Raw genomic sequence first — 24,488 nt, 5'->3', positions numbered from 1 at the left:
GAAGAAACTATTTGGATTATCATCAACGAGTGCCCACACAGATTGATAGGTCTATATTGTTAAAGAGCGTTGCTTTTTCGAAGGTTCTTCTCAAAGCGGACGGACATTTTAGCTACTTAAGTTGTTGTGTCAAACACTTTTTTCAACTCAGTTGTTCCGTCTTGTTGTCACTCTTAACATCTCGATTAATCCGTGACAACGAGGCGGCATTATAGGGACTTCCTTTCAAGGCGCAAGTGCAAAATCAAAAAAAAATGATGTTAACCGTTTGATTGCTCAGAATTACACCATGATGGGCTATATATAAGCAAAAAGAGGGAAAACCCCTCTTTTATTGACTAGCTTATTTTTAGCTTATGCTTGATGGGCAATGATTCTATCTTTGTTTACAAGCAACTGTACCTTCTTATCGGGATTCACTTTCCCTGCAAGAATGGCTTTTGCTAATGGGTTTTCGACGCTTTGCTGAATCGCGCGTTTAAGTGGTCTTGCGCCAAAGACTGGATCAAAACCTACCTCAGAAATCAGATCTAGCGCTTTATCTGATACTTCCAACTCATAACCTTTTTCCGCCATACGATTACCAAGCCTCAACAACTGTATAGATGCGATAGACTTTATGTGTGCTTTTCCTAAAGGATGGAACACGACACTTTCATCCACTCTGTTTAAAAACTCAGGACGGAAGTGCTTGCCTACAACTTCCATCACTTCATTTTTGATTCCTTCATAATCTAAAGTGGCAAAGTTTTCCTGAATACGAGATGACCCAAGGTTCGACGTCATGATCACCACGGTATTACGAAAATCAACCGTTCGACCCTGTCCATCTGTTAATCGCCCATCGTCTAAAACTTGCAAAAGGATGTTGAAAACATCAGGGTGCGCTTTTTCCACTTCATCAAGCAAAATGACCGAGTAAGGTTTACGACGCACAGCTTCCGTTAAATAGCCACCTTCTTCATACCCAACGTAACCAGGAGGGGCTCCGACTAAACGTGCAACAGAGTGCTTCTCCATAAACTCGGACATATCGATACGTACCATGGCATCTTCACTATCGAACATAAAGCTCGCTAATGTTTTACAAAGTTCAGTTTTACCGACTCCTGTTGGCCCTAGAAATAGGAAAGAACCGATCGGTTTATTGGGATCAGAAAGCCCTGCTCGGCTTCTTCTTATCGCATTCGATACAACTTCAACTGCTTCTTGCTGACCAATAACGCGCTTATGCAGTACCTCTTCCATTCGGAGCAGCTTTTCTTTTTCCGCTTCAAGCATTTTGGAGACGGGTATACCCGTTTGTTTCGAAAGCACTTCTGCTATTTCAGCATCTGTCACTTTGTTTTTAAGCAAAGTCATCTCTTGCATTTCAGCTTGAGTCGCGAGATCTAACTGCTTTTCTAATTCAGGAATACGCCCATATTGCAGTTCAGACATGCGATTTAAATCGCCAGCTCTTCTTGCAAAATCCATATCCATCCGAGCTTGTTCGAGTTCACTTTTGATATGCTGTGTACCAGAAAGTGCTGCTTTTTCTGCTTTCCAAATTTCTTCTAGTTCAGCGTAATCACGCTCTTTTACTTCCAATTCACTGTTCAGTGCTTTTAGGCGTTTAGAACTCGCATCATCATGTTCATTCACTAGAGCTTGTTGCTCGATTTTTAGCTGGATGATCTTGCGTTCAAGTTTATCTAGAGATTCCGGCTTCGAGTCTATTTGCATTCTGATACTTGAAGCTGCTTCGTCGATCAAGTCAATGGCTTTATCTGGTAATTGGCGGTCTGATACGTATCGGTGTGATAAACCCGCTGCAGCAACAATTGCTGGATCTGTAATTTCGACGTGATGGTGTAGTTCATAGCGCTCTTTAAGACCACGTAATATCGCCACAGTATCTTCAACAGACGGTTCGTCTACCAACACTTTTTGAAAGCGACGTTCTAAGGCAGGATCTTTTTCGATGTACTGGCGGTATTCATCTAGAGTTGTCGCACCGACGCAATGAAGCTCTCCCCTCGCCAATGCGGGTTTTAGCATGTTTCCGGCATCCATGGAGCCTTCACCTTTACCCGCTCCAACCATCGTATGAAGTTCATCTATAAATAGAATGACATTACCTTCTTCTTTCGATAATTCATTCAAAACAGATTTCAAACGCTCTTCGAATTCCCCTCGATATTTTGCGCCCGCGACCAATGAACCCATATCCAAGGATAAAACTCGACGACCTCGAAGCCCCTCTGGTACTTCATTGTTGATAATACGTTGAGCCAAACCTTCGACAATGGCTGTTTTACCTACGCCAGGCTCACCGATAATGACCGGATTATTTTTTGTGCGCCGTTGTAAGACTTGAATGGTACGACGGATTTCATCATCACGACCAATCACAGGGTCTAATTTTCCCTGTTCTGCTCGCTCGGTTAAATCTATGGTAAATTTTTCGAGCGCTTGACGTTTGTCTTCAGCATTAGGATCATCCACTTTCTGCCCGCCACGTACTTTTTCAATGGCTTCTGAAATCTTAGTTTCTGTTAACCCCAACTCTTTAAGCAATATGCCAAGTGGACCTTTATCTTCAATGGCAGCCAATAAGAAGATTTCAGATGAGATATAAACATCTTGACGCTTCTGAGCTACCTTGTCGCACATGTTGAATAACGTGCCCATGGCAGAAGACAGTTGGACATCGCCACCAATACCACTGACTTTTGGCAAACGATCCATCATCTCGCTCAATTTTGAACGCAACTGTACAACATCTACATTCAGCATGGTCAGTAAAGGTCTTATGGTGCTGCCTTCTTGATTTAGAAGCGAGACTAAAAGATGAACTGGCTCTATATATTGATGATCACGCCCTAGCGCTAAGGATTGTGCGTCAGATATAGCAACCTGAAATTTGCTGGTGAATCGATCAAGACGCATAACAACCTCCAACCTTTTTAATGTTCTTTAACTAGGTTAGGAGATAGGTACGCCATACTACAATTTCAAGGGGAAGAACTAAGTATATATTCCTACAGAACCTACAGAATTCACTAAAAAGAACAGATATAGATGAGCCTATTCACAATATACATAGCTTTGTATAGAAGGAGAGCTATTCCAACCAAATAAAACTGGATTGACGGCCTGTGACGCCATCACGTCGATAAGAATAAAATAAATGAGGGTCACTGAATGTACACTGCCCACTATCGTAAACCAGTGACACCCCTTCTGAATTGAGACGCTGAGTGGCAAGCATACTCATGTTTGCAAACCATTTCCCTGAATTTTGACCTTGTTCGAAAGCTTGAATAGCTCGGTCGTTTACAGAAGTAAACGCTTCAACAACATCCTCTCCAACTTCGAATGCGGCCTGACCTATAGCCGGTCCTAACCAAGCCATTACGTCTCCAGAAAAATTTTGTAGTGCTTGTTCTAAGATCCCACCAGCCAAACCGCGCCATCCTGCGTGAACAGCCGCGACCTGTGTACCCTTCGTGTCCGTTAGCAATACAGGCAAGCAATCCGCTGTCATGGCGGAACAAACAATATTAGGCTGAGTGGTAAATGTTCCATCCGCACTAATGACTTCCTCTGAAGGGGAAACCATTGACACGACATGGGTAGAATGAGTTTGATTTAACCAAATTGGAGCTGAAGGCATACTGGATGCCGTCATTAAGCGAGAGCGGTTTTCAGCAACAAGGTCACTAGCATCACCCACGTGTGTCCCAAGATTCAAACCAGCGTAAGAACCTTGAGATACACCTCCCAAGCGCGTGGAGCTAATCGCTTTCACATTTTTGGGTGCATCCCAATTCGGATAAATCCACTTCATATCAATAATCGTCTAGTGGGTTTTCTTTTGCATCCAAGCGCAAGGCTTCTGCCATTTTAACCATGTCATCAGGAACAGGAGCATGAAACTCCATTTCTTCTTTGGTTGTAGGGTGAGCAAATCGAAGCATCACAGCGTGAAGGGCTTGTCGATCAAATCCACGGATCATATCCGTCAGTTCATCTGATGCACCTTTTGGAATTCTAGCCCGACCACCATACGCAATATCACCCAGCAAAGGATGTTGTAAGTAAGACATATGAACACGAATCTGGTGTGTACGGCCCGTTTCCAAACGCAGTCGGATACGAGTGTGTTCACGGAAATGCTCTGCCACACGGTAATGTGTAACCGCAGGTTTTCCTAGTTCACTCACGGCCATCAATGTTCTCTTAGTAGAGTGACGACCAATGCCTTTTTCAATCATACCACCCGCCGTCATTCGACCAATTGCAATGGCTTCATATTCACGAGTAATATTTCTTTTCTGCAAAGCACGGACCAAACGCGTTTGAGCAGGTACCGTTTTCGCAACGACCATTAGACCTGTTGTATCTTTATCTAGACGATGAACAATGCCTGCACGCGGTACTTCTGCGATGTCAGGGTAATGATGCAAAAGCGCATTCAAAACCGTTCCGTCAGGTGTACCAGCACCAGGGTGAACAACAAAATCTCTAGGCTTATTGATAACGATGATGTCATCGTCCTCATAGACAATGTCTAGAGGAATATCTTGAGCTTCCCAACGCTCCTCATCTTCCAGTTCTGCCTGAAGGACAATTTCTTCGCCCCCCATGACTTTTACGCGAGGCTTCGTTATAACCTCACCATTGACTTGGATTTTGCCTCCCAAAAGCCACTCTTTTAAGCGTGAGCGAGAAAAATCGGTGAATAATTCGGCGACAGCCTGATCTAGGCGTTGACCCAATTGGCTGTCTTTTACTGTACTTGTTAATTCAATCTGCTGAGCCATATCGAACTTTTTTAAAAACCGTGAGACTAATACCCACTAGTATGGATAAAATAATAGAATTGCGTCATTGTATCCGTTAACCGAACGAAAGTAACGGACACCAAGAAATATTTAATGCAAGGAACAAAGTGCGGACATGAAAAAGCATACATTATCGGGCTTATTGGCTTTGGGGCTTCTGGTTGGATGCTCTAGCAGCAAAGAGGTTGTGCCTGATGTGCCACCAGCAGAATTGTACTCTGATGCGAAGATATCGCTTCAGACAGGTAACTGGCGTACCGCAATTGATAAATTGGAAGCATTAGATTCACGCTATCCTTTTGGTCCTTATTCTGAACAAGTACAACTGGACTTGATCTACGCGTACTACAAGAATAATGATTTGGCACTTGGCTTAGCCACAATATCTCGATTCACTCGACTGAACCCAACACATGAAAAGTCTGACTGGGTCCTCTATATGCGCGGTTTGACGCACATGGCTCAAGATAGAAACTTTATGCACGATTTATTTAATGTTGACCGTTCAGATAGAGACCCAGAGCCAGTGAAGTCAGCATTCAATGATTTCAAACGTCTACTTCAACGATACCCAAGTAGCCCTTACGCCGAAGATGCGCAGCAACGCATGTTCTCCCTTAAGAATCGCTTGGCTGAGTATGATTTAGCAACCGCCGATTTTTATCTAAGACGCGAAGCTTGGATTGCCGCCATTAATCGATGTCAGGAACTCCAAAAGACTTTTCCAGACACAGAAGCAGCGCGCAAATCTCTCGCCATCCAGTTAGAAGCATACAAAATGCTCGGTTTGGAAGATGCGATAGAGCGAACTGAGAAATTGATGAGTCTTAACCCTGTTTAGGTTTTCCTAAATGCAGACATAAAAGCAGCTACGGCTGCTTTTTTATTTTCAAATAAATCAATTGGAGGAAATGGGATATATTGATGTGACTAGCATCACAAATACCTAGCGAACAAACTTTAGACGGTCGTCTTTATTGAATCGTATTCGCCCCCCTAAAAATAGAGTATTTCTAGCGTGCTTGTTCTTACCAATTTAAACATTTTTCCCCGTTCAACAAGTCTTTTTTTCAAAATTCAATCTAGGCTTTGTCTGAGATCACATTCGTATCCAAATCGAATTACTCCATTTAAAATATTGATTTAGATCACATTCTTTTCGAGCCGGATAAGTAATCTGGAGTTAACCCAATGAGGGGCGAAACAGAGGAAACACAATATGAAAGTAAACATCACTGGTAAAAACATCGACATCACCTCTGCCATCCGCAATCACATTGAAGGTAAATTCAAAAAGCTAGAAAAGTGGCAAGTTGAGTTTATTGGTTGCCAGGCAACCATCAGTGAAGAGCCGAACAAAAAAATGAAGATTGAAGCGATCATCTCTGTACCAAAAGGACAACTCATCGCTTCAGCCACAAATGAAGACTTATACATTGCAGTCAATGAAGCCGAACAAAAATTAGAACGTCAGCTCAACAAACTGCGCCATAAGCCAGAAGCTCGTAGAGCTAGCCATTCCAACAAACCTGAGTTGGAAGAAACCGAATAACACTATCTTTTTTATAGTCTTACTTAATGGCGCCAAACGGCGCCATTTTTTTACTTGACGATATATAGCTGCATTGCTTATTGTGTATAAACACCCACCAAACAACAGTAAATATGCAAACAATCACCCTGTTCTTTTTTGACTTCTTTTTTATCTCCTGAATTGGGGGCAGAAGTCGTTTACTGAAAGAAAAGTCAAAAACGAACAGAAAGCCTCCCAAAATTGGGGGGCTTTTTTTATAAGGATAATAACAAAATGACAGACAGACTGGACGGTATAAGATCGCGCCTCAACGAGCTGGATGATCAGCTTCTGAAATTGCTATCGGAAAGGCGTGAACTCAGTATCGAAGTAGCAAAAAGCAAAGTTGAAACATCAAAGCCTGTACGCGATGCCAAACGCGAGCAACAACTACTCGTAAAGCTGATTAATAATGGTAAAGATAAGTATCAATTAGATGCCCCATACATCACTAAGATTTTTCATACCATTATTGAAGACTCAGTGTTATTGCAACAGGCATACCTACAAAACCTAGTCAATCCAGGTGAGAGCAGGAAACCATTAGCTCGCGTAGCGTTTCTTGGTGCAAGAGGCTCATATTCGCATTTAGCAAGCCACCAGTATTTTAGCCGTAAAAATACTGAACTCATTGAGCTGAATTGCGAACATTTCAAAGAAATCGCTTCTACCGTTGAGTCTGGTCATGCTGACTACGGTGTTCTCCCAATTGAAAACACAAGCTCAGGTTCAATAAACGAAGTCTACGATCTCCTTCAGCACACTACGCTGTATATCGTCGGTGAACTGACTCTTCCAATTGAGCATTGCCTTGTCGCTACCTCTGACGTTCGAATCGAAGATATAAAAACGCTTTACTCACACCCACAACCTCATCAGCAATGCAGTGAGTTTCTCTCTCACTTAAATGGTGTCACCTTGGAGTCTTGTGTCAGCACTGCGGATGCAATGCAGAAAGTGAAAGATTTAGACAGAAAAGATGTCGCGGCTATTGGTAATGCTTCTAGTGGGAAACTGTATGGCTTGCAGTCCATTCAAGGCAATATTGCCAATCAAACCGAAAACCACACGCGTTTTATTGTGGTTGCGCGTAAACCGGTAGAAGTGTCTACCCAAATCCCAGCAAAGACAACGTTGATCATGTCAACATCGCAGCAAGCAGGTTCGCTTGTCGAGACTCTCTTAGTTTTGCAGCGATATGGCATCAATATGACCAAATTGGAGTCGCGCCCTATAATGGGTAACCCTTGGGAAGAAATGTTCTATATCGATCTAGAAGCGCATCTCGACTCGGAAGAAATGAATAATGCTATTTCAGAAGTTATAAAGCTGACCACTCATTTAAAAGTACTTGGCTGCTACCCGATCGAAAATGTAGAAGCAACACAAGTCTCCTTGGGTTAACAGGTAATCCTCCTCTGGTTATACATAGCTCACTCTCACACAAAGGGTGAGCTTACTCCCATTTTCCACCCTATTCAGCGCAGAAGAGCGCTCAATTCTTAAAGTTAAGTCATTTCTCACACTACAACGATCCTATTTTAAGGTAACTTGCACCTATTCGCGTTGCGTGAAAACCCAATCTCCAGATCCTTGTTTTCCCTCAGTTTGGGTAAGTCGTATTCATTGATGGAACGTATGTATATAGAATGAAGCTCAGCAAACGAACCCTACTTCTCATAATCCCAGTCGTTGTACTCAGTGCCGCTATTTCAAGTTACATCATTTACTTAGGGCAACATAAAGCTCTAATCAAATTAGAAAAAAGCTCGATACAACTCAATATGGAAAAGCTCGCCAGTCATTATGGACAAGCCGCGAACTTCCTTAATAGTTACACCTATACCTTAAGCCACAGTAACGTACTCGAACGCTTTTTCAATGACACCAACAACCCTTATCGAGAATTTGAACTCAGCCGAAGCCTCCACCAAACATTAACCGATCTCACCGTCCACAATCGTGATTTTGCTGCTCTGGGGTTACTCGATAAGCAATTCAATACGCTCTTTTATGTAGAAAATCAGGTTGATCCCTATTCTTGGCTAGATAAGAAAATCACACAATTTGTAAAAGAAGGCGTCACTGCGGGTCGCTGGTCACAAACAGAATACTTATTTAATAAGGAAGCTGGCGGCGTATTAGTAAAGTATGATGTATACAATAAGGTGACATTCTCGTCGCCACAACAAAGCATTCTTCCGGAAGATTACTTCATTGTTGTCGCGATGATTGAAACGACGGAATACGACAACTTAAGGCACATTTTGGAGCGAGAGCATTTAACCGTTCTCACGTACGCCTTAGAACCACCAACACAAACTCGCGAGTTAACTCATAGCGTACAGCTCTCTCCTACCCGTTGGGCTACACTAGACCCCTCTAGCTTCGTGGTTGAAAACAAACTCAGTGAAATTTTATTTAAGTTATTAATTTCTTTTGGTTTATCGTCATTGATAACCGTATCTCTGCTTATTTTGCTTTTCTATCGATACGTTATATTCCCAATTACCCGACTAGCGAAGCAACTACGAGAGGTCGAAAGCCACAAACGAACGAACATTCAGCGCCTAGACAGCGACGATGAAATCGGTCACCTCTCGCACAAATTTTACGAAATGTACCAGAGCTTGGCTGACAACTACCAAAAAACAAAGCAGCTGGCTGAGATGGATCAATTAACCAAATTGGCCAACCGTCGCTACTTTCAATCTCATGTGGCGAAAGCACTCACTCTAGTTCATACAACAGACCAGAAAGAACAGCACTGTATTCTTTACATCGATCTCGATAACTTTAAGTTTGTAAACGATAAGTATGGACATAAGATTGGAGATGCTCTTTTAGTCCAGTTTGCAAAAAACCTTACCCAGATAGAAGAACGCTTGTCGTTGAAGCACAGCGTGAAAGTCATGTCTTCGCGGTTATCAGGAGATGAGTTTGCTGTGTATCTTTGTGGGGCTGATCTGGATGTCACTTTAATTCATCATTTCTGCCAAAATATTCTTCAGCCCTTGCAGGCAGGTTTTGTTTCCCCAGTTGGCACATTCCCCATCACAGTCAGTATTGGCGTTGCGACCTACCCGACAGACGGTGACAATATAGAACATTTACTCTCAAACGCTGATACGGCAATGTATCAGGCTAAGCGAGCAGGAAAAAACCAATATACGTTTTACTCAAAAGCACTGGATAAAGAAGTCCAGCGTATTAGCAGCATAGAACGAGCATTACGTCGTGCCGATTATCAAGATGAGTTTTCTTTGGTGTACATGCCCTATATGAATGCTGAAGGGACAGACGTAGTTGGAGTCGAAGCACTACTAAGATGGCATTCCAGTACGCTTGGTGAAGTCTCCCCATCTGAATTTATACCCTTGGCAGAACAGACTGGCTTGTTTGAAGTAATTGATAGATGGGTAATTGAAAAAGCATTTTCTGGCTATCATCAAATGCAGAGTTTGTTTGAAAACCAAGTTCAACTGTCTATTAACCTTTCTTCGGCTGAGCTCGACTCCTGTCAGCTAGCTACATTTATAGAACAAAAAGCGCAACAATATCGCATCCCTTATGAACAAGTCGATTTTGAAATTACAGAAACATTCGCAGCAGGAAGTCAGGGGTATCCTTTGTTGCACGAACTGTCTTCTCAAGGGTTTCAATTAGCTATTGACGATTTTGGCTCGGGATACACATCGTTCACTCAATTGGTTCAGTACCCAGTTCAAAAAATAAAGTTTGATCGTGAGTTTTTACTCGCCATGCTGAAGTCTAATAAGCAACACATCATTAAACCACTGATAGAACTGTGCCATTCGCAAGACATTTCCGTAACAGCCGAAGGCGTCGAAAATCGTGATATGCACCAATGGTTGCACTCAAGCGGTTGTGATTACATGCAGGGCTTTTACTTTGGCCAGCCAATGTCCATTGAGCGACTGAAAGACTGGACAGCGGCGCTAAACTCTCGCTAATTACTATTTTGGTGAAGGTCTAACATACATGTATACCAACGTAGAATCAGCTTAAAAATCATGCACATGCCATAATACAGAAAAACACTCAGTCCTTTTCAAGCTCGATGACTCTATGACGGTGAAATGAAGTAGAATACAAGCGCCCGAGATCAGAGCTTGGGTACATATTTAAAGGAATGCAGCCCAATGAAAAAAGTAATAATCGCGTCATTAAACCCTGCCAAAATTAATGCGGTTAAGAGCGCTTTCAAAGAAGCGCTTCCAAATGAAGATTTTGAATATGAAGGCATCTCAGTTCCAAGTGAAGTGGCAGACCAGCCCATGTCCAATAGAGAAACGAAATCTGGTGCTATCAACCGTGTTAAGAATGCGCGTGCTGAAAAGCCACAGGCTGAATTTTATGTCGGCTTAGAAGCAGGTAACGAAGGCAATGACACATTCGCGTGGATGATCATAGAATCGGGAAACAAAAGAGGCGAGTCTCGCTCATCAAGCTTGCCTCTCCCCCCTACGGTTGTGAAGCAGTTACATCAAGGTATCGAATTAGGTGACGTTATGGATAAAACATTCGGTACAGACAACATCAAGCAAAAAGGTGGCGCTATTGCTCTGCTTACGGGAAATACACTCACCAGGAGCTCGGTGTATCACCAAGCATTAATTCTGGCTCTTATCCCGTTTATCAACCCCGACCTGTTTCCCGACAACCTATAAAAAAAGCAGCAATCTAGGTTGCTGCTTTTTCACATTCTAGAGTACCCCTTACTCGCGGGTATTCTTGAGTAACTGTTCTAGCACGGCTTTATCGTTATCTGACTTGTTTTTTAGCTCATTAGAACCGCGCGTAATTGTCGCTATCCCTACGCCCAACATCTGGCTGATTTGGCGCTGGGATAAGTTACCTTTGAGCAATTCATTAAAAATGTTCACTCGGGCTTGAATCGCATCTCTTTCATCCGGCGTCATTAACATGGTTAAAAGCATACCATGCTTATCATGTTCGGCAGCTTCGGCGACCAAGTCCATAACATCTTGCCACTTTTGAAACTCTGGCTTTGGTGACATAAGACTCTCTCTGTTACTCAATCCCAGATATTGTATACCTTACATCGCTTATACCCAAGTGTCCTCAAAGATGAAGTACTGAGGGCATAGCTCTAATATAAGCGATTTAATTATCGGACAAATTAGTACTTTTCTTCCTGCTCATTTTTCGTCAAAAAATCCCCTTTCGTTCCGCTCAAGAAACGGTAGTAAGATTCAAACATCAAAATGTTTTGCACATAACCGCGAGTTTCTCTAAATGGAATAGCTTCGATAAACGCGAACACATCCAGCTTTTGATCGCTGTTCTTACGCCACCTTTTCACTCTATGAGGGCCAGCATTGTATGCCGCTAGTGCGTATATGCGATTTCCATCGTATTGATCGAGAAGGTAGCTAAGATACTGACTACCAATTTCAATGTTCTTTTTCACATCATGGAGTTCACTTGGCACTTTATAGGGGATACCGAATTTTCGAGCCGTATATTTTGCGGTTGCTGGCATAATTTGCATGATACCGCGCGCGCCGACAGGAGAACGAGCTTGAACATCCAGGGCACTTTCCTGACGAGCAAGAGACATTAACGTTATTGGCTCGATATTGTATTTGTCCCCATAAAATTCGAACCACCATCGGTGAGCAATTGGGAAACGCAAATGTATTTCGTCCCATGCTTTAGCGGCAATAGATGCTTTCACTGTTAAATGTGACCATTTCTGCATCGCAGCATAATGTGCAAGTGCTTGCTTTTCTTCCTTAGAGCTTCGTTGTAACAGCCATTGCCATTCGCTTTTGGCCGCTGAAATTTTATCGAGCACAATCAATTCATGGACACGATCCAGAGTCTTTTGATACTTCTTAGTTAAGTTGGCATCCGGTTCGCTTTTACTTACTTCGTAATTGATAGGTGTGCCTAACGTTTGAGCCGCTACAACACTATAAAAATGGCGTTGACCTAATATCGACTCTAATCGTTGTTCACCAGCTTGATTTCGTCCCTGCGCCAATTCTGCTCTTGCTAACCAATACTGCCAGCGAAGATCTTCTTTCTTTGCTGATGGGAGCTTTTCAATCCACTTTTCAACGCCTTTCCAATCGGCGTGTTGGAGCGCTAAGCGAATCCTTCTTTCCAACAAGTCACTGTTTTTCGTTGTTGAGATAGCTTTGTCACGCCACGCAATCAACTCGCTAGAGTCAGTATTGATGAGGCGAAACGCCGTATAATCTGACAGTTGCTGTCTTTGTTCTGACGTTAGTTTCTGACCAGATACGACAAGATCTAACTGCTTAACCGCCTCTTCTGTATCCGTCCGAACAAGCTTTCTATAGCCATGCCAAGACAACTTGCGATTCCTTGGTGTAACGTAGGATCTTTTGGCAAACTTCCCAATGCCATCAGGGTTTTGATAAAGCTTGGCAATTTTTTCAGCTTCAGCCTTCGCTTTCTTATCATCCGGAAGTTTTTTCAGGTATGTGACCATTCGACTCTGCCTAGCTTCATAGGCAAGCACCATACGATCGAGGATTTTGTCGTCAGTTCTGTTACCCGCCTTTTCCCAAGCATCAAATAAATCATCACATGCTGAGACAACACTCTTTCCACTCAGCCATAATTTTTCAGCCCCAGCGAATGCTGCCGCTTTATCGCCGTGCTTTAACTGAGAATAATAGTAGTAGCATCGATATGTTTCACCACGAGGCTCGGTAAGTTGATAACGGTAAATGGTTTTCCAATCGTTTTCCTTAGCCAAACCATCCAAATACGCCGCGCGGATTCTTTTCGAAAATGGAAGAGTGTAGAACTGCTTTTGAAAATAGCTGACTTCATCAATACTGCGTTCACCAATATTGACAAGAAAGGCTCGATAATCGGTATACGGAGTTAACACATAGTCGGCAATATCCGAGCGCATGGCATGATAGTCATCCACTTTTCTTGCATCGAGCAAGTTCTGAGCTAGTTCGTATTTCAGCCTTTGTTGTACGAGTGCACTTCCTTCTTCTGCTACGGTCGAGAACGTAGCTAATAAACCGAAAGTTGCCATACAAATCCGCTGGGAAATGTTTCGCATGAATACCTGTCCTTTTGAAAGCTTTGCCTTTATGAATGCTTATCCATGGCAATTTTAATACAACTATAAGAGCACAATTTTATGAATAACGTTTTATAGTGATACTTTAAATTCAGGCTAGAGACAACCTGACTATCAAGAATAATTCTAGATTCGATTTCGCCCTTAAGGTAACTCATCCAATTGATTATCGCGGGAGCATGGATAAACAAGGACATAAAGCTAGACTCTTATCTAATCAAGCAGTTCCAGAAAAGTCTCATCTATTCTGTAAAATTTCTTTTCCCATCCCAGTTAGTAGACGGTTTGTTATCGAAAACCGCAATCTAACGCTCAATTCTACGTATCCTTTTCTATCGCGCCTGCCATGAAAAAACAGAAGTATCTTGAATGTACTGAGTAAAATGCAAAAAATGGCTCTTTCCCAACTCTAAACGCGCTGAACCTAGCATCTTTGAGTGACTTGGGTATAAAATACAGCCCTAATTTTTCGAATAACAGGAAAGGTCGGTAATGGCTGAATACGTATACACCATGTCGCGGGTGAGCAAAACGGTGCCACCTAAACGTCAAATTCTTAAAGACATTTCGCTTAGCTTTTTTCCAGGCGCTAAAATCGGTGTCTTAGGTTTAAATGGTTCTGGTAAATCGACCTTATTACGTATCATGGCTGGTATTGATACTGATATTGATGGTGAAGCCCGTGCACAGCAAGGTCTTAATGTCGGTTATCTTCCTCAAGAACCAGTACTTGATGAGTCAAAAACTGTTCGAGAAATTGTTGAAGAAGCTGTTTCTGACGTCGCTGACGCACTTAAACGCATTGACGCTGTATACGCGGCTTATGCAGAACCAGATGCAGATTTCGATGCACTTGCTAAAGAGCAAGGTGAACTCGAAGCGCTTATCCAAGCAAAAGATGGGCACAACCTAGAAACAGCATTAGAGCGTGCAGCTGACGCACTTCGTCTTCCAGAATGGGATGCGAAAATTGAGCACCTATCGGGTGGTGAACGCCGCCGTGTGGCTATCTGTCGCCTACTTCTAGAAAAGCCAGACATGCTCCTTCTCGATGAGCCAACCAACCACTTGGATGCAGAATCCGTTGCATGGCTTGAGCACTTCCTAGTGGATTATAACGGTACCGTTGTAGCTATCACGCACGACCGTTACTTCCTAGACAACGCAGCTGGCTGGATCCTAGAACTTGACCGTGGTGAAGGTATTCCATGGCAGGGTAACTACACTTCTTGGCTTGAGCAAAAAGATGAGCGTCTGAAGCAAGAGAAGGCTGGCGAAAGCGCACGTCAAAAAACAATCGAGAAAGAGCTAGAGTGGGTTCGCCAAAACCCGAAAGGTCGCCAAGCTAAGTCTAAAGCGCGTATGGCTCGCTTTGAAGAGCTGACGACAGGTCAATACCAGAAACGTAACGAAACCAATGAATTGTTCATCCCACCAGGTGAGCGTTTGGGTGACAAAGTTCTTGAAGTTAATAACCTAACTAAATCGTTTGGTGATCGCGTTCTTATCGATGATCTTTCTTTCAGTATGCCTAAAGGGGCTATTGTCGGTATCGTCGGTGCTAACGGCGCAGGTAAATCAACACTATTTAAAATGTTAAGTGGCGCAGAGCAGCCTGATTCAGGAACTGTTGAACTTGGTGAAACAGTGAAGTTAGCTTCTGTTGACCAGTTCCGTGACAGCATGGATGACAAGAAAACGGTATTCCAAGAGATCTCTGAAGGCGCTGATATTATTAAGATCAACAACTTCGAAATCCCTGCTCGTGCATACTGTTCTCGCTTCAACTTCAAAGGCAACGACCAACAAAAGATCATTGGTGAACTTTCTGGTGGTGAACGCAACCGTGTTCACTTAGCAAAACTTCTGAAAGCGGGCGGCAACGTATTGCTACTCGATGAGCCAACCAACGACCTTGATGTTGAAACACTACGTGCACTTGAGGAAGCTCTATTGGAATTCCCTGGCTGTGCAATGGTTATCTCGCACGACCGTTGGTTCCTAGATAGAATTGCGACTCATATTCTGGATTACCGTGACGAAGGTCAGGTGAATTTCTATGAAGGCAACTATACTGAGTACACAGAGTGGTTGAAACAGACGATCGGGGCACAGGCAGCTGAACCTCATCGAATCAAATATAAGCGCATTGCGAAGTAACATTATTTGTATTGTGTAAAAAAGACCGCCTATGCGGTCTTTTTTCTTATATATTCGAGATAATACATCGAACGTTGAAACGAGGCGCTTAAGCGTCACAAAAAAGCCGACTCTTTACCCATTAGCCTTGTACAACAGTTACCATAAGGCAAAATTTAAGCATGAACCGAAAGAGAGCACACTATGATTGAACGCCGTCGATTTTCTCGCGTAATCTACCAAGCCCCCGCAAAATTGGTGCAAGGCGACTTAACTGTAAACAGTGACATTCGAGACCTTTCTCTGCATGGTCTTTTGCTTTCTGGCTCACCTGCTAATCATGATTTCGACAGAAGCAAAATGCTGGATGTCGACATCGAGTTACCTGATAGTGACATTGTGATATCATTGGAAGCTGAAATAGTGGAGCTAAACGATAATTTTATGCGTCTTAGCATTCATCATATTGATATCGACAGCATCAGCCACTTGAAGCGACTGGTCGAGCTGAATGTTGGCGATGAAGCCCTTTTGCACAGAGAAATTGAGCAGCTATCTGATTTAGGTGCTTAAAAAAGCAATAAATGTCACGACAAATACAAATATCAATCCCGACTTCGTCTGGGGTTCAGCACTTTTTTGTGGGAAGAAAAGCAACTGCATTGGTTGTTCTTTCTCTTTTTGCCCTCCCTAGCTTACTTGGCACCTCTGTTTATCAGTATTTCTCTGCCCAATCCAGTGCAGAGAATACACTGGCAAGATCAGAGCAAAACTTCAGTCATGCTCAATCTCAAATCGACTATCTCGACCAAAAGAGCGATCAATTTAAAGCTCTATATGAAGCTCAAATCAGCACGAACCACTCTCTGACTCAAGAGCTGGAAGAGAAGAAAGGAGAAATCCTAACCCTAGGCAAGCGTGTGAATGATGTGGAATCTGTGCTTGGGATTACGCAAGAAACATCCGTCGTAGACTATGCAGAATTGTCTTTGGAACAGAGAATTGATGCCGCCGCGATCAACTCCGCTGTGCGTGCCACGATGTTTCGATTACTTCCTAATGACAGCCCTGTTCTTTATCAACGAGTTTCATCCAACTACGGCTATCGAAAAAACCCAATTACAGGCAGACGCCACCGACATTTGGGTATAGACCTCACGTGCCAACGTGGAGAGCAAGTACTGGCTCCTGCAGATGGCGTAGTTGAGCTAAGACGCCCAAGTAAGAAAGGTTATGGTAATTTATTGAAGTTACGCCATGCTTTTGGATTCATGACGTCATACGCTCACTTGCAGGGTTTTAACGTCCGCAGCGGTCAGTTTGTCAAGAAGGGTGATGTCGTCGCAACATGCGGAAACTCGGGCAACTCTACCGGTCCTCACCTACATTATGAAGTAAGATTTTTAGGTAGAACATTAAATCCTAAACACTTTATGGACTGGACCCCCGAAAACTTTGATACTTTGTTCGAAAAAGAACGCAGTATTAAATGGGCATCTCTGGTCGATGTCATGAGCAACGTTGTGAAGCTGCAGGTCTTGTTGACACAAAACCCAAGCTCGGCACCTAGCTCGGTTGATACCGTGAAAAATACCTCATCGACACCAGCAGTAAACTGACCGTGGTTAACTGACTGCAATAAGCTTGGAATTCTTTAATCCCAATCTGGTTATATAGAAACGGCTCCTTCAGGAGCCGTTTTTAATTTAATTGGTAAATAAAGGGTTAACGATGAATGGCGTCATTTGCTTGTTTTAGTAGCTTCTGACTTTCTTCCATAAACTGCTGGGAATACCCACCAAACCACTCTCCAACCTTTTCAAAGCTTTCTACAAACTCCTGTTTGTTATCACCCTCAAGCATAGCCAATGCATTACCAAAGCTCTGGTGGAAGCGTTTAATCATTTCGATGTTTTCATCGGAAGATAAAATGATATCAGCATACAAATTCGGATCCTGTGCAAACAGACGACCAACCATGGCAAGTTCAAGCCTATAAATTGGGGAGCTTAGCTGCAATAGATTTTCGATATTGGGGTTCTCTCCACTTAAATGCAAACCATATGCAAAAGAAGTAAAGTGGCGCAGAGCCTGGATCAGGGTCATACCATGATCGTGTTCTTGGGCTTCACACTTACACAGGCTCGCGCCCCAAATCTCAATTTGTTTCAATAACCATTGGTAAGTTTCCTCACCACGACCATCGCAATAAACAACAACCTGCTTTGCTAAGCTTGGAACATCGGGACCAAACATAGGATGCAACCCAACAACCGGTCCAGAGTGCGATCGCAACATCGCGTTGAGTGGTTTTGACTTTATCGACGTTAAATCACACAAAATGCAATTTTCAGGAAGGTTATTCAACTTGGCAATCACACTTTCCGTCAAATGGATAGGAACCGTTACAACAACGAGCCCTGCTCCATCGAGGATTTCATCGGCACGTTCCCAATCTTGGCTACCGAGTACTTTTACGTCATACCCAGACAAGCGGAACATACGCCCAAACAATCCCCCAAGTTGGCCATGTCCACCAACAATGACAACCGAACCCAGTTCTGGGTTGAGGCATTTGAATCCTGAATCTTTTTCGCTGGCATACGATTCGCGCATGGTTCTACGCAAAATGTCTTCAATAAGCTGAGGTGGAACACCTTGTTTTTCAGCTTCTTCTCTACGAGAAGCCAACATTGTGGCTTCGCGCTCAGGGACGTAAATAGGCAAACCGTGCTGACTTTTTACTTCCCCGACTTTCTCTACCAGTGCTAGCCTTTGCGCCAGCAGATCGACCATTTGCTTATCTACTAGGTCGATTTGATCTCTCAATTCATTCAGTTCAACTGCCATCCAGTATTACCTTATTGATTTTTTATTCTGTCTTGTAAAAACGGCACAAGCTCTTGGTGTGCATGTGTTAATAGTGCCTCAGTTGAATCCCAATTGATACACGCATCGGTGATGGAAACCCCGTAAGCCATCTCATTTACTGGAATGTCTGAAGGCTGATTACCTTCGTTAATATGGCTTTCAATCATCAGACCGATAATCGACTTGTTTCCTTCGCGGATTTGATGAATAACATCTTCGGCCACAAGTGGCTGACGACGAAAATCTTTGCGCGAGTTCGCGTGACTGCAATCCACCATCAAAGCTGCATCCAGTCCAGACTTCGACATTTCCTCTTCACATTCTGCGACAGAAACGGAGTCGTAGTTGGTTTGTTTACCGCCACGCAAAATAACGTGACCATTAGGGTTACCTTGCGTCGTCAATAAAGCAACCTGACCTTCACGGTTAATCCCCATGAAGCGGTGACCAGAAGATGCTGCCTGCATCGCATTGATTGCGGTCGCAAGGCTGCCATCCGTACCGTTTTTGAAACCAACAGGCATAGACAAACCACTGGCCATTTCACGGTGAGTTTGTGATTCCGTTGTTCTAGCACCGATCGCAGCCCAACTGAACGTATCAGCTAGGTATTGAGGGCTAATTGGGTCTAGAGCTTCCGTCGCTAGCGGGATTTTCATTTCAGCTAGTTCGACAAGTAGCTGGCGAGCCACATGAAGCCCATGCTCAATGTCGAATGTACCATTCAAGTGGGGATCGTTAATCAACCCTTTCCAACCAACAGTGGTACGTGGCTTCTCGAAGTAAACACGCATAACGATGTAAATCTGGTCATCCAATTTTTCAGACAATGCCTTCAGACGCTTTGCGTATTCTTTAGCGGCATCCAGATCATGAATTGAGCAAGGACCACAGACAACCAGCAAACGATGATCTTTCTTATCGATAATGTCTGCTATCTCCTGACGAGACTGCTGAATAAACTGGCGCGCTTCATCGCTCAGTGGGATTTTATCTTTCAACTGATTAGGTGTAATTAGAACCTGCTCGTCACTGATGTGTATGTTGCTCAATTCGCTCTTTTGCATTTTTATTACCTGTAAACTTTAAATTACACCCACCACAACCAGCGAGCCTCAAATCCAATAAAGAACAAAATAACAGCAAAAAAATAGATTTCAAGTGTAAACATAGAAAAACATTTGATGTATATTTAAATTTACACCTAGAATTACGAGCTCCTTAACAACTTACAGAGAACATTATCGATTAAAATAGCCTTAAATAATTACGGAAAGTGGCTATGGACCTCATACTATCTTTACTTCAGCAGATGTGCGTATACCTTGTACTGGCTTATATGCTGAGTAAAACCCCTATTTTTTTGCCACTACTTAGTATTTCTACGCGTTTAAGCCACAAACTTAGCTGTTACGTCCTTTTTTCTTTGTTTTGCATTATGGGGACGTACTTTGGCTTACAGATTAATGATGCGATCGCCAACACGCGAGCCATTGGCGCAGTCATGGGAGGCTTATTTGGTGGGCCGGTTGTTGGCTTTGCAGTCGGTCTTACGGGGGGAATGCATCGTTACTCTCTTGGTGGTTTTACCGATGTTGCCTGCGCAATATCAACAACAGCAGAAGGACTCATTGGAGGCGTACTGCATAGTTACTACGTAAGAAAAAACAGGTCGAGCCAACTCTTCAACCCCTTGGTGGTCTTCTCCGTCACACTCTTTGCAGAAGTTGTTCAGATGTTGATTATATTGATCGTGGCAAAGCCTTTTGCGCAGTCTTATCAGTTGGTCTCCGCCATTGCAGCACCAATGATCATCGCTAACTCTGTTGGTGCAGCCCTGTTCATGAGCATCTTACAAGATAGAAAAACCATTTTCGAAAAGTACTCCGCCGCATTTTCTCGGCGAGCACTTACGATAGCAGAACGTTCAGTCGGTATTCTAAGCTCTGGATTTAATGCCAATAACGCAAACAAGATAGCCCGTATTATCTATGAAGAAACCAAAGTGGGTGCTGTATCCATTACCGACAAAGATAAGATTCTTGCCTTTGTGGGCATAGGTGATGATCACCATAAACCCAATACCCCCATATCATCGAAAAGCACTCTAGATGCGATTTCCAACAACAAAATCATTTACCTTGATGGCAGAGAACAGCCCTACCAGTGCTCTTTATCTGAGAATTGTAAGCTAGGCTCAGCGCTGATTATTCCTTTAAAAACCGGAGAGGATGTAATAGGTACCATCAAGCTTTATGAACCCAAACGAAAGCTGTTTTCCACTATCAATATGTCGATGGCGGAGGGCATAGCCCAACTGCTTTCCAGCCAGATTTTGTATGGCGATTATCAAGAACAACAAACGCTTCTCACTCAGGCTGAAATTAAGCTACTTCACGCTCAAGTTAACCCGCATTTTCTGTTCAATGCTTTGAATACCATCAGCGCCATTACAAGGCGAGACCCAGATAAGGCTAGGGATCTAATTCAACACTTGTCTCAATTCTTCCGGAGTAATCTTAAGCAAAATATAGAGACGGTTCGGCTGAAAGAAGAACTGGAACACGTAAATGCGTATCTCACCATTGAAAAAGCGCGTTTTAGCGATCGTCTAGAAGTTGAGTGGGCGATAGATGATGCCTTGCTAGAAAAAATCATACCCAGCTTTACCCTACAGCCTCTGGTCGAAAATGCTATCAAACACGGTATTTCTCAGCTTTTAGAAAATGGTAAAGTTCGAATATATAGCCATACCGAAAACGGTGAGCACACCATAGTGGTTGAAGACAATGCGGGGCTCTATCAAGCACCTGCACAGAACCACTCTGGGTTAGGGCTGGATATTGTGAATAAACGCCTCGCTAACCTACTGGGGCGACCATCAACTTTACATATAGACTGCCAGCCACAGAAATACACAAGAATGAGCTTTAAACTCCCGACGACAGAGGCAAAGGAATGCTGACCGCTTTAATCATTGATGATGAACAATTTGCTCGAGAAGAACTGTGCGAATTAATGGCAGAAACCCAGGAGATCGATGTCATCGACCAAGCCAGTAATGCCATTGAAGGGTTAAAGAAAATCAACGCCTGTAAGCCGGACGTGGTTTTTTTGGATATTCATATGCCTCAGATTAGTGGTATTGAACTGCTCTCTATGCTCGATCCAGATACCATGCCCAATGTAGTGTTTGTTACTGCTTACGACCAATATGCGATTCAGGCTTTTGAGGACAATGCATTCGATTACCTCTTAAAACCCATCAAACCATCTCGACTTCAAAAGTGTGTTTCTCGCTTGGTTAAAACCGCTCGGTTAAAAGAGCCTCAAAACATATCTGCATTCACGCAAGATAAATTAGAGCAAGTCCCTTGTATTGGGCTAAATCGCATTGTCATTATCCCAATCCACGATGTTGAGTTTGCTTACACTGACATTTCAGGGGTGCAAGTGAAAACCGCTGAGCAAACCGCTACGAGTCAGCTAACGCTTAAAGTGCTCGAACAAAAAACCTCGTTATTGCGGTGTCATCGCCAGTATCTGGTTAACACCCAAGCGATTCGGGAAATTAAATTGTTGGAACACGGTCTTGCTGAAATTATTACGCAAAGCGGGCAACCTGTGCCCGTCAGCCGAAGATTTTTGAAGAGTTTAAAAGAGACACTAGGTATTCAGTAAAAACCGTTAAGCCGTTAAGCCGAATGATTAGGGTTTGTTGAATTTAACAATCCAGCATTCGCTTCATGGCTTCCGATGCCGATTTCCATTCTTCACTGATTCGCAGCTCGCTCAAGGAGAAGCTTTGCTTTTTCAGCAAGCTTGTTGCGTTGGGTACGGTACTTATAGGCAGTTTGTCCAACGCACTAACGGTATAGTCACGGTTGTTGCACATCAGTAACATGTCACACCCAGCCTCAAGCGATTGCATTGCACGCTCTGCTGGTGATCCCATTACTCCCGCCCCTTCCATACTAAGATCGTCAGAAAAAACGATGCCCTCGAATCCTAACTGCTCTCTTAATACTTGTTTCAACCAATAAGGGCTGCCACTGGCTGGCTGTGAGTCGTATTCAGGGTAAATAACATGCGCTGGCATCATGGCATCTAACACACCCGATTCTATATGTGCCTTAAACACAGCCATATCTTGTTCGAAAATGAAGTCTCTTTCGTCTTTGGCTGTTTCATAGTGGGTATCGGTTATTACACCGCCATGACCAGGAAAGTGCTTTCCTGTTGTCGCCATGCCAACTGTTTTCATTCCTTCCATAAATGCCGAGCTGTACGTCACGATGCTTTCAATATCGTCACCAAAGGCGCGATTCCCAATGGCTTTACATTCATGCCCTTTGTCTAAAACTGGGGCAAAACTTAGGTCGATATCATGGGCAATTAATTCGGCAGCCATCAAAAACCCGGCTTGCTTTGCCACCTCTTTGCCATTGGGTTGTAAGGCAAAGCTTTGTGCAGGTGGAATCAAGCTAAACCCTTCTTTAAAGCGCTGTACACGTCCACCTTCTTGATCCACCCCAATCAATATTGGGCGGTTGGTGGCTTGTCGGATGCTTTTGTTCAACGCAAGTAATTGCTCATTATCGTAATAATTGCGCGAAAACAGGATCACCCCACCTACAGTTGGGTGTTGCAGTATTTCTTTGTCTTCTGCATCCAGCTCGTATCCGGCAACATCAATCCAAAGTAGTCCCATTATGTTCAAAGCCTCGTAGTTTTAACTAACCAATTAAGAATATTCGCTTTATTATTACAAAAATCTTTTAACGTAGTCAGTTAATTTAATGTCAGGGAGTCGCAGGGTGAATCAAAATCAATATTACATTGGCGTGATGTCCGGAACGAGTTTGGATGGCGTTGATGTTGCCTTGACGGAAATATCTGAAAGCGATATTTCACTCATCAAAAGCTATGTTCATCCAATGCCTATAGAGCTCAAACAGAGAGTTCTAGCCCTATGTGAAGGGCAACCGGCAAGCGTGAAAACCATCGGTGAGCTCGATCATGACCTTGGCGCTCTCTTTGCTGACAGTGTCAATGCATTACTGAAAACCACGTCGATAGAGAAGCAAGATATCGCAGCAATTGGTTGCCATGGGCAAACTGTTTTCCACCAGCCTACTGGAGATACTCGTTTTACTATGCAATTAGGGGATGCAAACATAATAGCTTCCCAAACAGGTATTGATACTATTGCCGACTTTCGCCGAAAAGATATGGCGCTAGGGGGGCAAGGCGCGCCGTTAGTCCCCGCTTTTCATCAGTGGTTGTATGAATCCCAAGAGTCCACCACGGTTATTTTGAATATCGGTGGAATTGCCAACATTTCCGTACTACCCCCTACTTCCCCACTAATTGGTTACGATACAGGGCCAGGCAACATGCTAATGGACGCTTGGTGCCAAAAGCATACCGGTCAGCCCTTCGATAAAGGCGGTGCGTTCGCCAGTTCTGGCAAAGTTAACCCTGCTCTACTCGCGCAGTTTATGTCGGATCCTTACTTTTCTCTTGCCTCCCCGAAAAGTACAGGGAGAGAGCTTTTTAACCTGAGTTGGTTGAATCAGTTTGATGGTATTACTCATCTAGAACCAGAGGATATACAAGCTACGCTCTTGGATCTCACCGCATCCAGCATTGCCTTAGAAGTAGATAAGCAAATTTTCGGCGACGAGCCTACTTTGTTGGTTTGTGGAGGAGGCGCTATGAACCCAGTATTGATGAGTCGACTCAATGAATTTCTCCCAACTTGGCATGTTAAAGATACCAAAAATACGGGCGTTGACAGCGAATTCATGGAAGCAATGGCATTTGCCTGGCTAGCCCAACGACGAGTTCATGCCCTTCCTAGTAATGCGCCTGAGGTAACTGGAGCACGTCAACTCGCTTCATTAGGTGTAATATACCTCGCAAATTAAACTCGTCACGAATACGAAAAGTCGCAAAT

At 43.4% G+C, this 24,488-nt stretch carries 19 protein-coding genes and 1 other annotated feature; of the genes, 11 read left to right on the top strand and 8 right to left on the bottom strand.

The annotated features are described in order from the left end of the window. Positions 1-354: 354 nt before the first annotated feature. From clpB to rluD, 3 genes are all read right to left on the bottom strand, one after another. Positions 355-2,931, bottom strand: coding sequence for an ATP-dependent chaperone ClpB (clpB, locus tag Q8W40_RS17325; protein ID WP_305398967.1), 2,577 nt, complete (start codon positions 2,929-2,931; stop codon positions 355-357). A 175-nt stretch (positions 2,932-3,106) separates the two neighbouring features. Further along, entirely contained in the window at positions 3,107-3,832 is a 726-nt protein-coding gene (pgeF, locus tag Q8W40_RS17320) for a peptidoglycan editing factor PgeF (protein ID WP_305398966.1), read from the bottom strand. 1 nt (position 3,833) lies between these two features. Further along, positions 3,834-4,808, bottom strand: coding sequence for a 23S rRNA pseudouridine(1911/1915/1917) synthase RluD (rluD, locus tag Q8W40_RS17315; protein ID WP_305398965.1), 975 nt, complete (start codon positions 4,806-4,808; stop codon positions 3,834-3,836). A 136-nt stretch (positions 4,809-4,944) separates the two neighbouring features. Here rluD and Q8W40_RS17310 point away from each other — a divergent pair, with 136 nt between their 5' ends. The 5 genes from Q8W40_RS17310 (at position 4,945) to yjjX (ending at position 11,093) form a co-directional block, all read left to right on the top strand. Continuing rightward, on the top strand, positions 4,945-5,670 hold the full coding sequence (locus Q8W40_RS17310) for an outer membrane protein assembly factor BamD (protein ID WP_101112310.1): 726 nt from the start codon (positions 4,945-4,947) through the stop codon (positions 5,668-5,670). A gap of 378 nt (positions 5,671-6,048) precedes the next feature. Further along, positions 6,049-6,381, top strand: a complete 333-nt coding sequence (gene hpf / locus Q8W40_RS17305; protein ID WP_305398964.1) for a ribosome hibernation-promoting factor, HPF/YfiA family — start codon at positions 6,049-6,051, stop codon at positions 6,379-6,381. 115 nt (positions 6,382-6,496) lie between these two features. Next, positions 6,497-6,621 (top strand) — a sequence feature (Phe leader region). A 15-nt stretch (positions 6,622-6,636) separates the two neighbouring features. Further along, positions 6,637-7,806 (top strand): prephenate dehydratase, encoded by a 1,170-nt coding sequence (gene pheA, locus Q8W40_RS17300; protein ID WP_126606213.1) that lies wholly within the window; start codon positions 6,637-6,639, stop codon positions 7,804-7,806. Positions 7,807-8,051: 245 nt separating this feature from the next. Then, positions 8,052-10,376, top strand: coding sequence for a putative bifunctional diguanylate cyclase/phosphodiesterase (locus tag Q8W40_RS17295; RefSeq protein ID WP_305398962.1), 2,325 nt, complete (start codon positions 8,052-8,054; stop codon positions 10,374-10,376). Between the two features lie 189 nt (positions 10,377-10,565). Further along, positions 10,566-11,093, top strand: a complete 528-nt coding sequence (yjjX, locus tag Q8W40_RS17290) for an inosine/xanthosine triphosphatase (protein WP_305398961.1) — start codon at positions 10,566-10,568, stop codon at positions 11,091-11,093. A 48-nt stretch (positions 11,094-11,141) separates the two neighbouring features. On the opposite strand, the gene trpR is transcribed toward yjjX, so the two are convergent. Both trpR and sltY read right to left on the bottom strand, forming a co-directional pair. Beyond that, positions 11,142-11,444: a trp operon repressor gene (gene trpR, locus Q8W40_RS17285; RefSeq protein ID WP_101112315.1), complete on the bottom strand. Its 303-nt coding sequence runs from the start codon at positions 11,442-11,444 to the stop codon at positions 11,142-11,144. Between the two features lie 122 nt (positions 11,445-11,566). Then, on the bottom strand, positions 11,567-13,498 hold the full coding sequence (gene sltY, locus Q8W40_RS17280) for a murein transglycosylase (RefSeq protein ID WP_305398960.1): 1,932 nt from the start codon (positions 13,496-13,498) through the stop codon (positions 11,567-11,569). A 513-nt stretch (positions 13,499-14,011) separates the two neighbouring features. Here sltY and ettA point away from each other — a divergent pair. The 3 genes from ettA to Q8W40_RS17265 all read left to right on the top strand — a co-directional run bounded on the left by ettA (position 14,012) and on the right by Q8W40_RS17265 (position 17,277). Next, entirely contained in the window at positions 14,012-15,679 is a 1,668-nt protein-coding gene (gene ettA / locus Q8W40_RS17275; protein WP_305398958.1) for an energy-dependent translational throttle protein EttA, read from the top strand. A gap of 183 nt (positions 15,680-15,862) precedes the next feature. Continuing rightward, positions 15,863-16,231 (top strand): PilZ domain-containing protein, encoded by a 369-nt coding sequence (locus Q8W40_RS17270; RefSeq protein WP_101112318.1) that lies wholly within the window; start codon positions 15,863-15,865, stop codon positions 16,229-16,231. 11 nt (positions 16,232-16,242) lie between these two features. Beyond that, positions 16,243-17,277 carry a M23 family metallopeptidase gene (locus Q8W40_RS17265; protein WP_305398955.1) on the top strand — a complete coding sequence of 345 codons (1,035 nt, stop codon included), beginning with the start codon at positions 16,243-16,245 and terminating at the stop codon, positions 17,275-17,277. 106 nt (positions 17,278-17,383) lie between these two features. Here the strand turns inward: Q8W40_RS17265 and tyrA are convergent, their stop codons facing one another. Then, a complete protein-coding gene (tyrA, locus tag Q8W40_RS17260; RefSeq protein ID WP_101112320.1) occupies positions 17,384-18,508 on the bottom strand; it encodes a bifunctional chorismate mutase/prephenate dehydrogenase in 1,125 nt (374 codons plus the stop codon). 11 nt (positions 18,509-18,519) lie between these two features. Continuing rightward, the gene (locus tag Q8W40_RS17255; protein ID WP_305398953.1) at positions 18,520-19,596 is read right to left on the bottom strand and encodes a 3-deoxy-7-phosphoheptulonate synthase; all 1,077 of its coding nucleotides are present in this window, start codon (positions 19,594-19,596) and stop codon (positions 18,520-18,522) included. 215 nt (positions 19,597-19,811) lie between these two features. Between Q8W40_RS17255 and Q8W40_RS17250 the strand changes: the two genes are divergently transcribed. Continuing rightward, positions 19,812-21,494, top strand: coding sequence for a sensor histidine kinase (locus tag Q8W40_RS17250; protein WP_305398951.1), 1,683 nt, complete (start codon positions 19,812-19,814; stop codon positions 21,492-21,494). Next, positions 21,488-22,210: a two-component system response regulator BtsR gene (gene btsR / locus Q8W40_RS17245; RefSeq protein ID WP_305398950.1), complete on the top strand. Its 723-nt coding sequence runs from the start codon at positions 21,488-21,490 to the stop codon at positions 22,208-22,210. Before Q8W40_RS17250 ends, btsR begins: the two co-directional genes overlap by 7 nt. Positions 22,211-22,253: 43 nt before the next feature. Here btsR and nagZ read toward each other — a convergent pair whose 3' ends face one another. Continuing rightward, positions 22,254-23,240 (bottom strand): beta-N-acetylhexosaminidase, encoded by a 987-nt coding sequence (gene nagZ / locus Q8W40_RS17240; protein ID WP_305398948.1) that lies wholly within the window; start codon positions 23,238-23,240, stop codon positions 22,254-22,256. A gap of 106 nt (positions 23,241-23,346) precedes the next feature. Here nagZ and Q8W40_RS17235 point away from each other — a divergent pair, with 106 nt between their 5' ends. Continuing rightward, complete coding sequence (locus Q8W40_RS17235; RefSeq protein ID WP_305398947.1) at positions 23,347-24,459, top strand: anhydro-N-acetylmuramic acid kinase; 1,113 nt, start codon at positions 23,347-23,349, stop codon at positions 24,457-24,459. Positions 24,460-24,488: the final 29 nt, after the last annotated feature.

It is taken from the genome of Vibrio penaeicida, from assembly GCF_030689305.1.
Classification (GTDB): domain Bacteria; phylum Pseudomonadota; class Gammaproteobacteria; order Enterobacterales; family Vibrionaceae; genus Vibrio; species Vibrio penaeicida_B.
The sequence above is the reverse complement of the archived record's forward strand: the minus strand, read 5'-3'. Positions and strand labels throughout refer to the sequence as shown.

Bases quoted from the DNA above. Each gene is read 5' to 3' on its own strand.
- clpB (WP_305398967.1), bottom strand. From the start codon at position 2,931: ATGCGTCTTGATCGATTCACCAGCAAATTTCAGGTTGCTATATCTGAC.
- pgeF (WP_305398966.1), bottom strand. From the start codon at position 3,832: ATGAAGTGGATTTATCCGAATTGGGATGCACCCAAAAATGTGAAAGCG.
- rluD (WP_305398965.1), bottom strand. From the start codon at position 4,808: ATGGCTCAGCAGATTGAATTAACAAGTACAGTAAAAGACAGCCAATTG.
- Q8W40_RS17310 (WP_101112310.1), top strand. From the start codon at position 4,945: ATGAAAAAGCATACATTATCGGGCTTATTGGCTTTGGGGCTTCTGGTT.
- hpf (WP_305398964.1), top strand. From the start codon at position 6,049: ATGAAAGTAAACATCACTGGTAAAAACATCGACATCACCTCTGCCATC.
- pheA (WP_126606213.1), top strand. From the start codon at position 6,637: ATGACAGACAGACTGGACGGTATAAGATCGCGCCTCAACGAGCTGGAT.
- Q8W40_RS17295 (WP_305398962.1), top strand. From the start codon at position 8,052: ATGAAGCTCAGCAAACGAACCCTACTTCTCATAATCCCAGTCGTTGTA.
- yjjX (WP_305398961.1), top strand. From the start codon at position 10,566: ATGAAAAAAGTAATAATCGCGTCATTAAACCCTGCCAAAATTAATGCG.
- trpR (WP_101112315.1), bottom strand. From the start codon at position 11,444: ATGTCACCAAAGCCAGAGTTTCAAAAGTGGCAAGATGTTATGGACTTG.
- sltY (WP_305398960.1), bottom strand. From the start codon at position 13,498: ATGCGAAACATTTCCCAGCGGATTTGTATGGCAACTTTCGGTTTATTA.
- ettA (WP_305398958.1), top strand. From the start codon at position 14,012: ATGGCTGAATACGTATACACCATGTCGCGGGTGAGCAAAACGGTGCCA.
- Q8W40_RS17270 (WP_101112318.1), top strand. From the start codon at position 15,863: ATGATTGAACGCCGTCGATTTTCTCGCGTAATCTACCAAGCCCCCGCA.
- Q8W40_RS17265 (WP_305398955.1), top strand. From the start codon at position 16,243: ATGTCACGACAAATACAAATATCAATCCCGACTTCGTCTGGGGTTCAG.
- tyrA (WP_101112320.1), bottom strand. From the start codon at position 18,508: ATGGCAGTTGAACTGAATGAATTGAGAGATCAAATCGACCTAGTAGAT.
- Q8W40_RS17255 (WP_305398953.1), bottom strand. From the start codon at position 19,596: ATGCAAAAGAGCGAATTGAGCAACATACACATCAGTGACGAGCAGGTT.
- Q8W40_RS17250 (WP_305398951.1), top strand. From the start codon at position 19,812: ATGGACCTCATACTATCTTTACTTCAGCAGATGTGCGTATACCTTGTA.
- btsR (WP_305398950.1), top strand. From the start codon at position 21,488: ATGCTGACCGCTTTAATCATTGATGATGAACAATTTGCTCGAGAAGAA.
- nagZ (WP_305398948.1), bottom strand. From the start codon at position 23,240: ATGGGACTACTTTGGATTGATGTTGCCGGATACGAGCTGGATGCAGAA.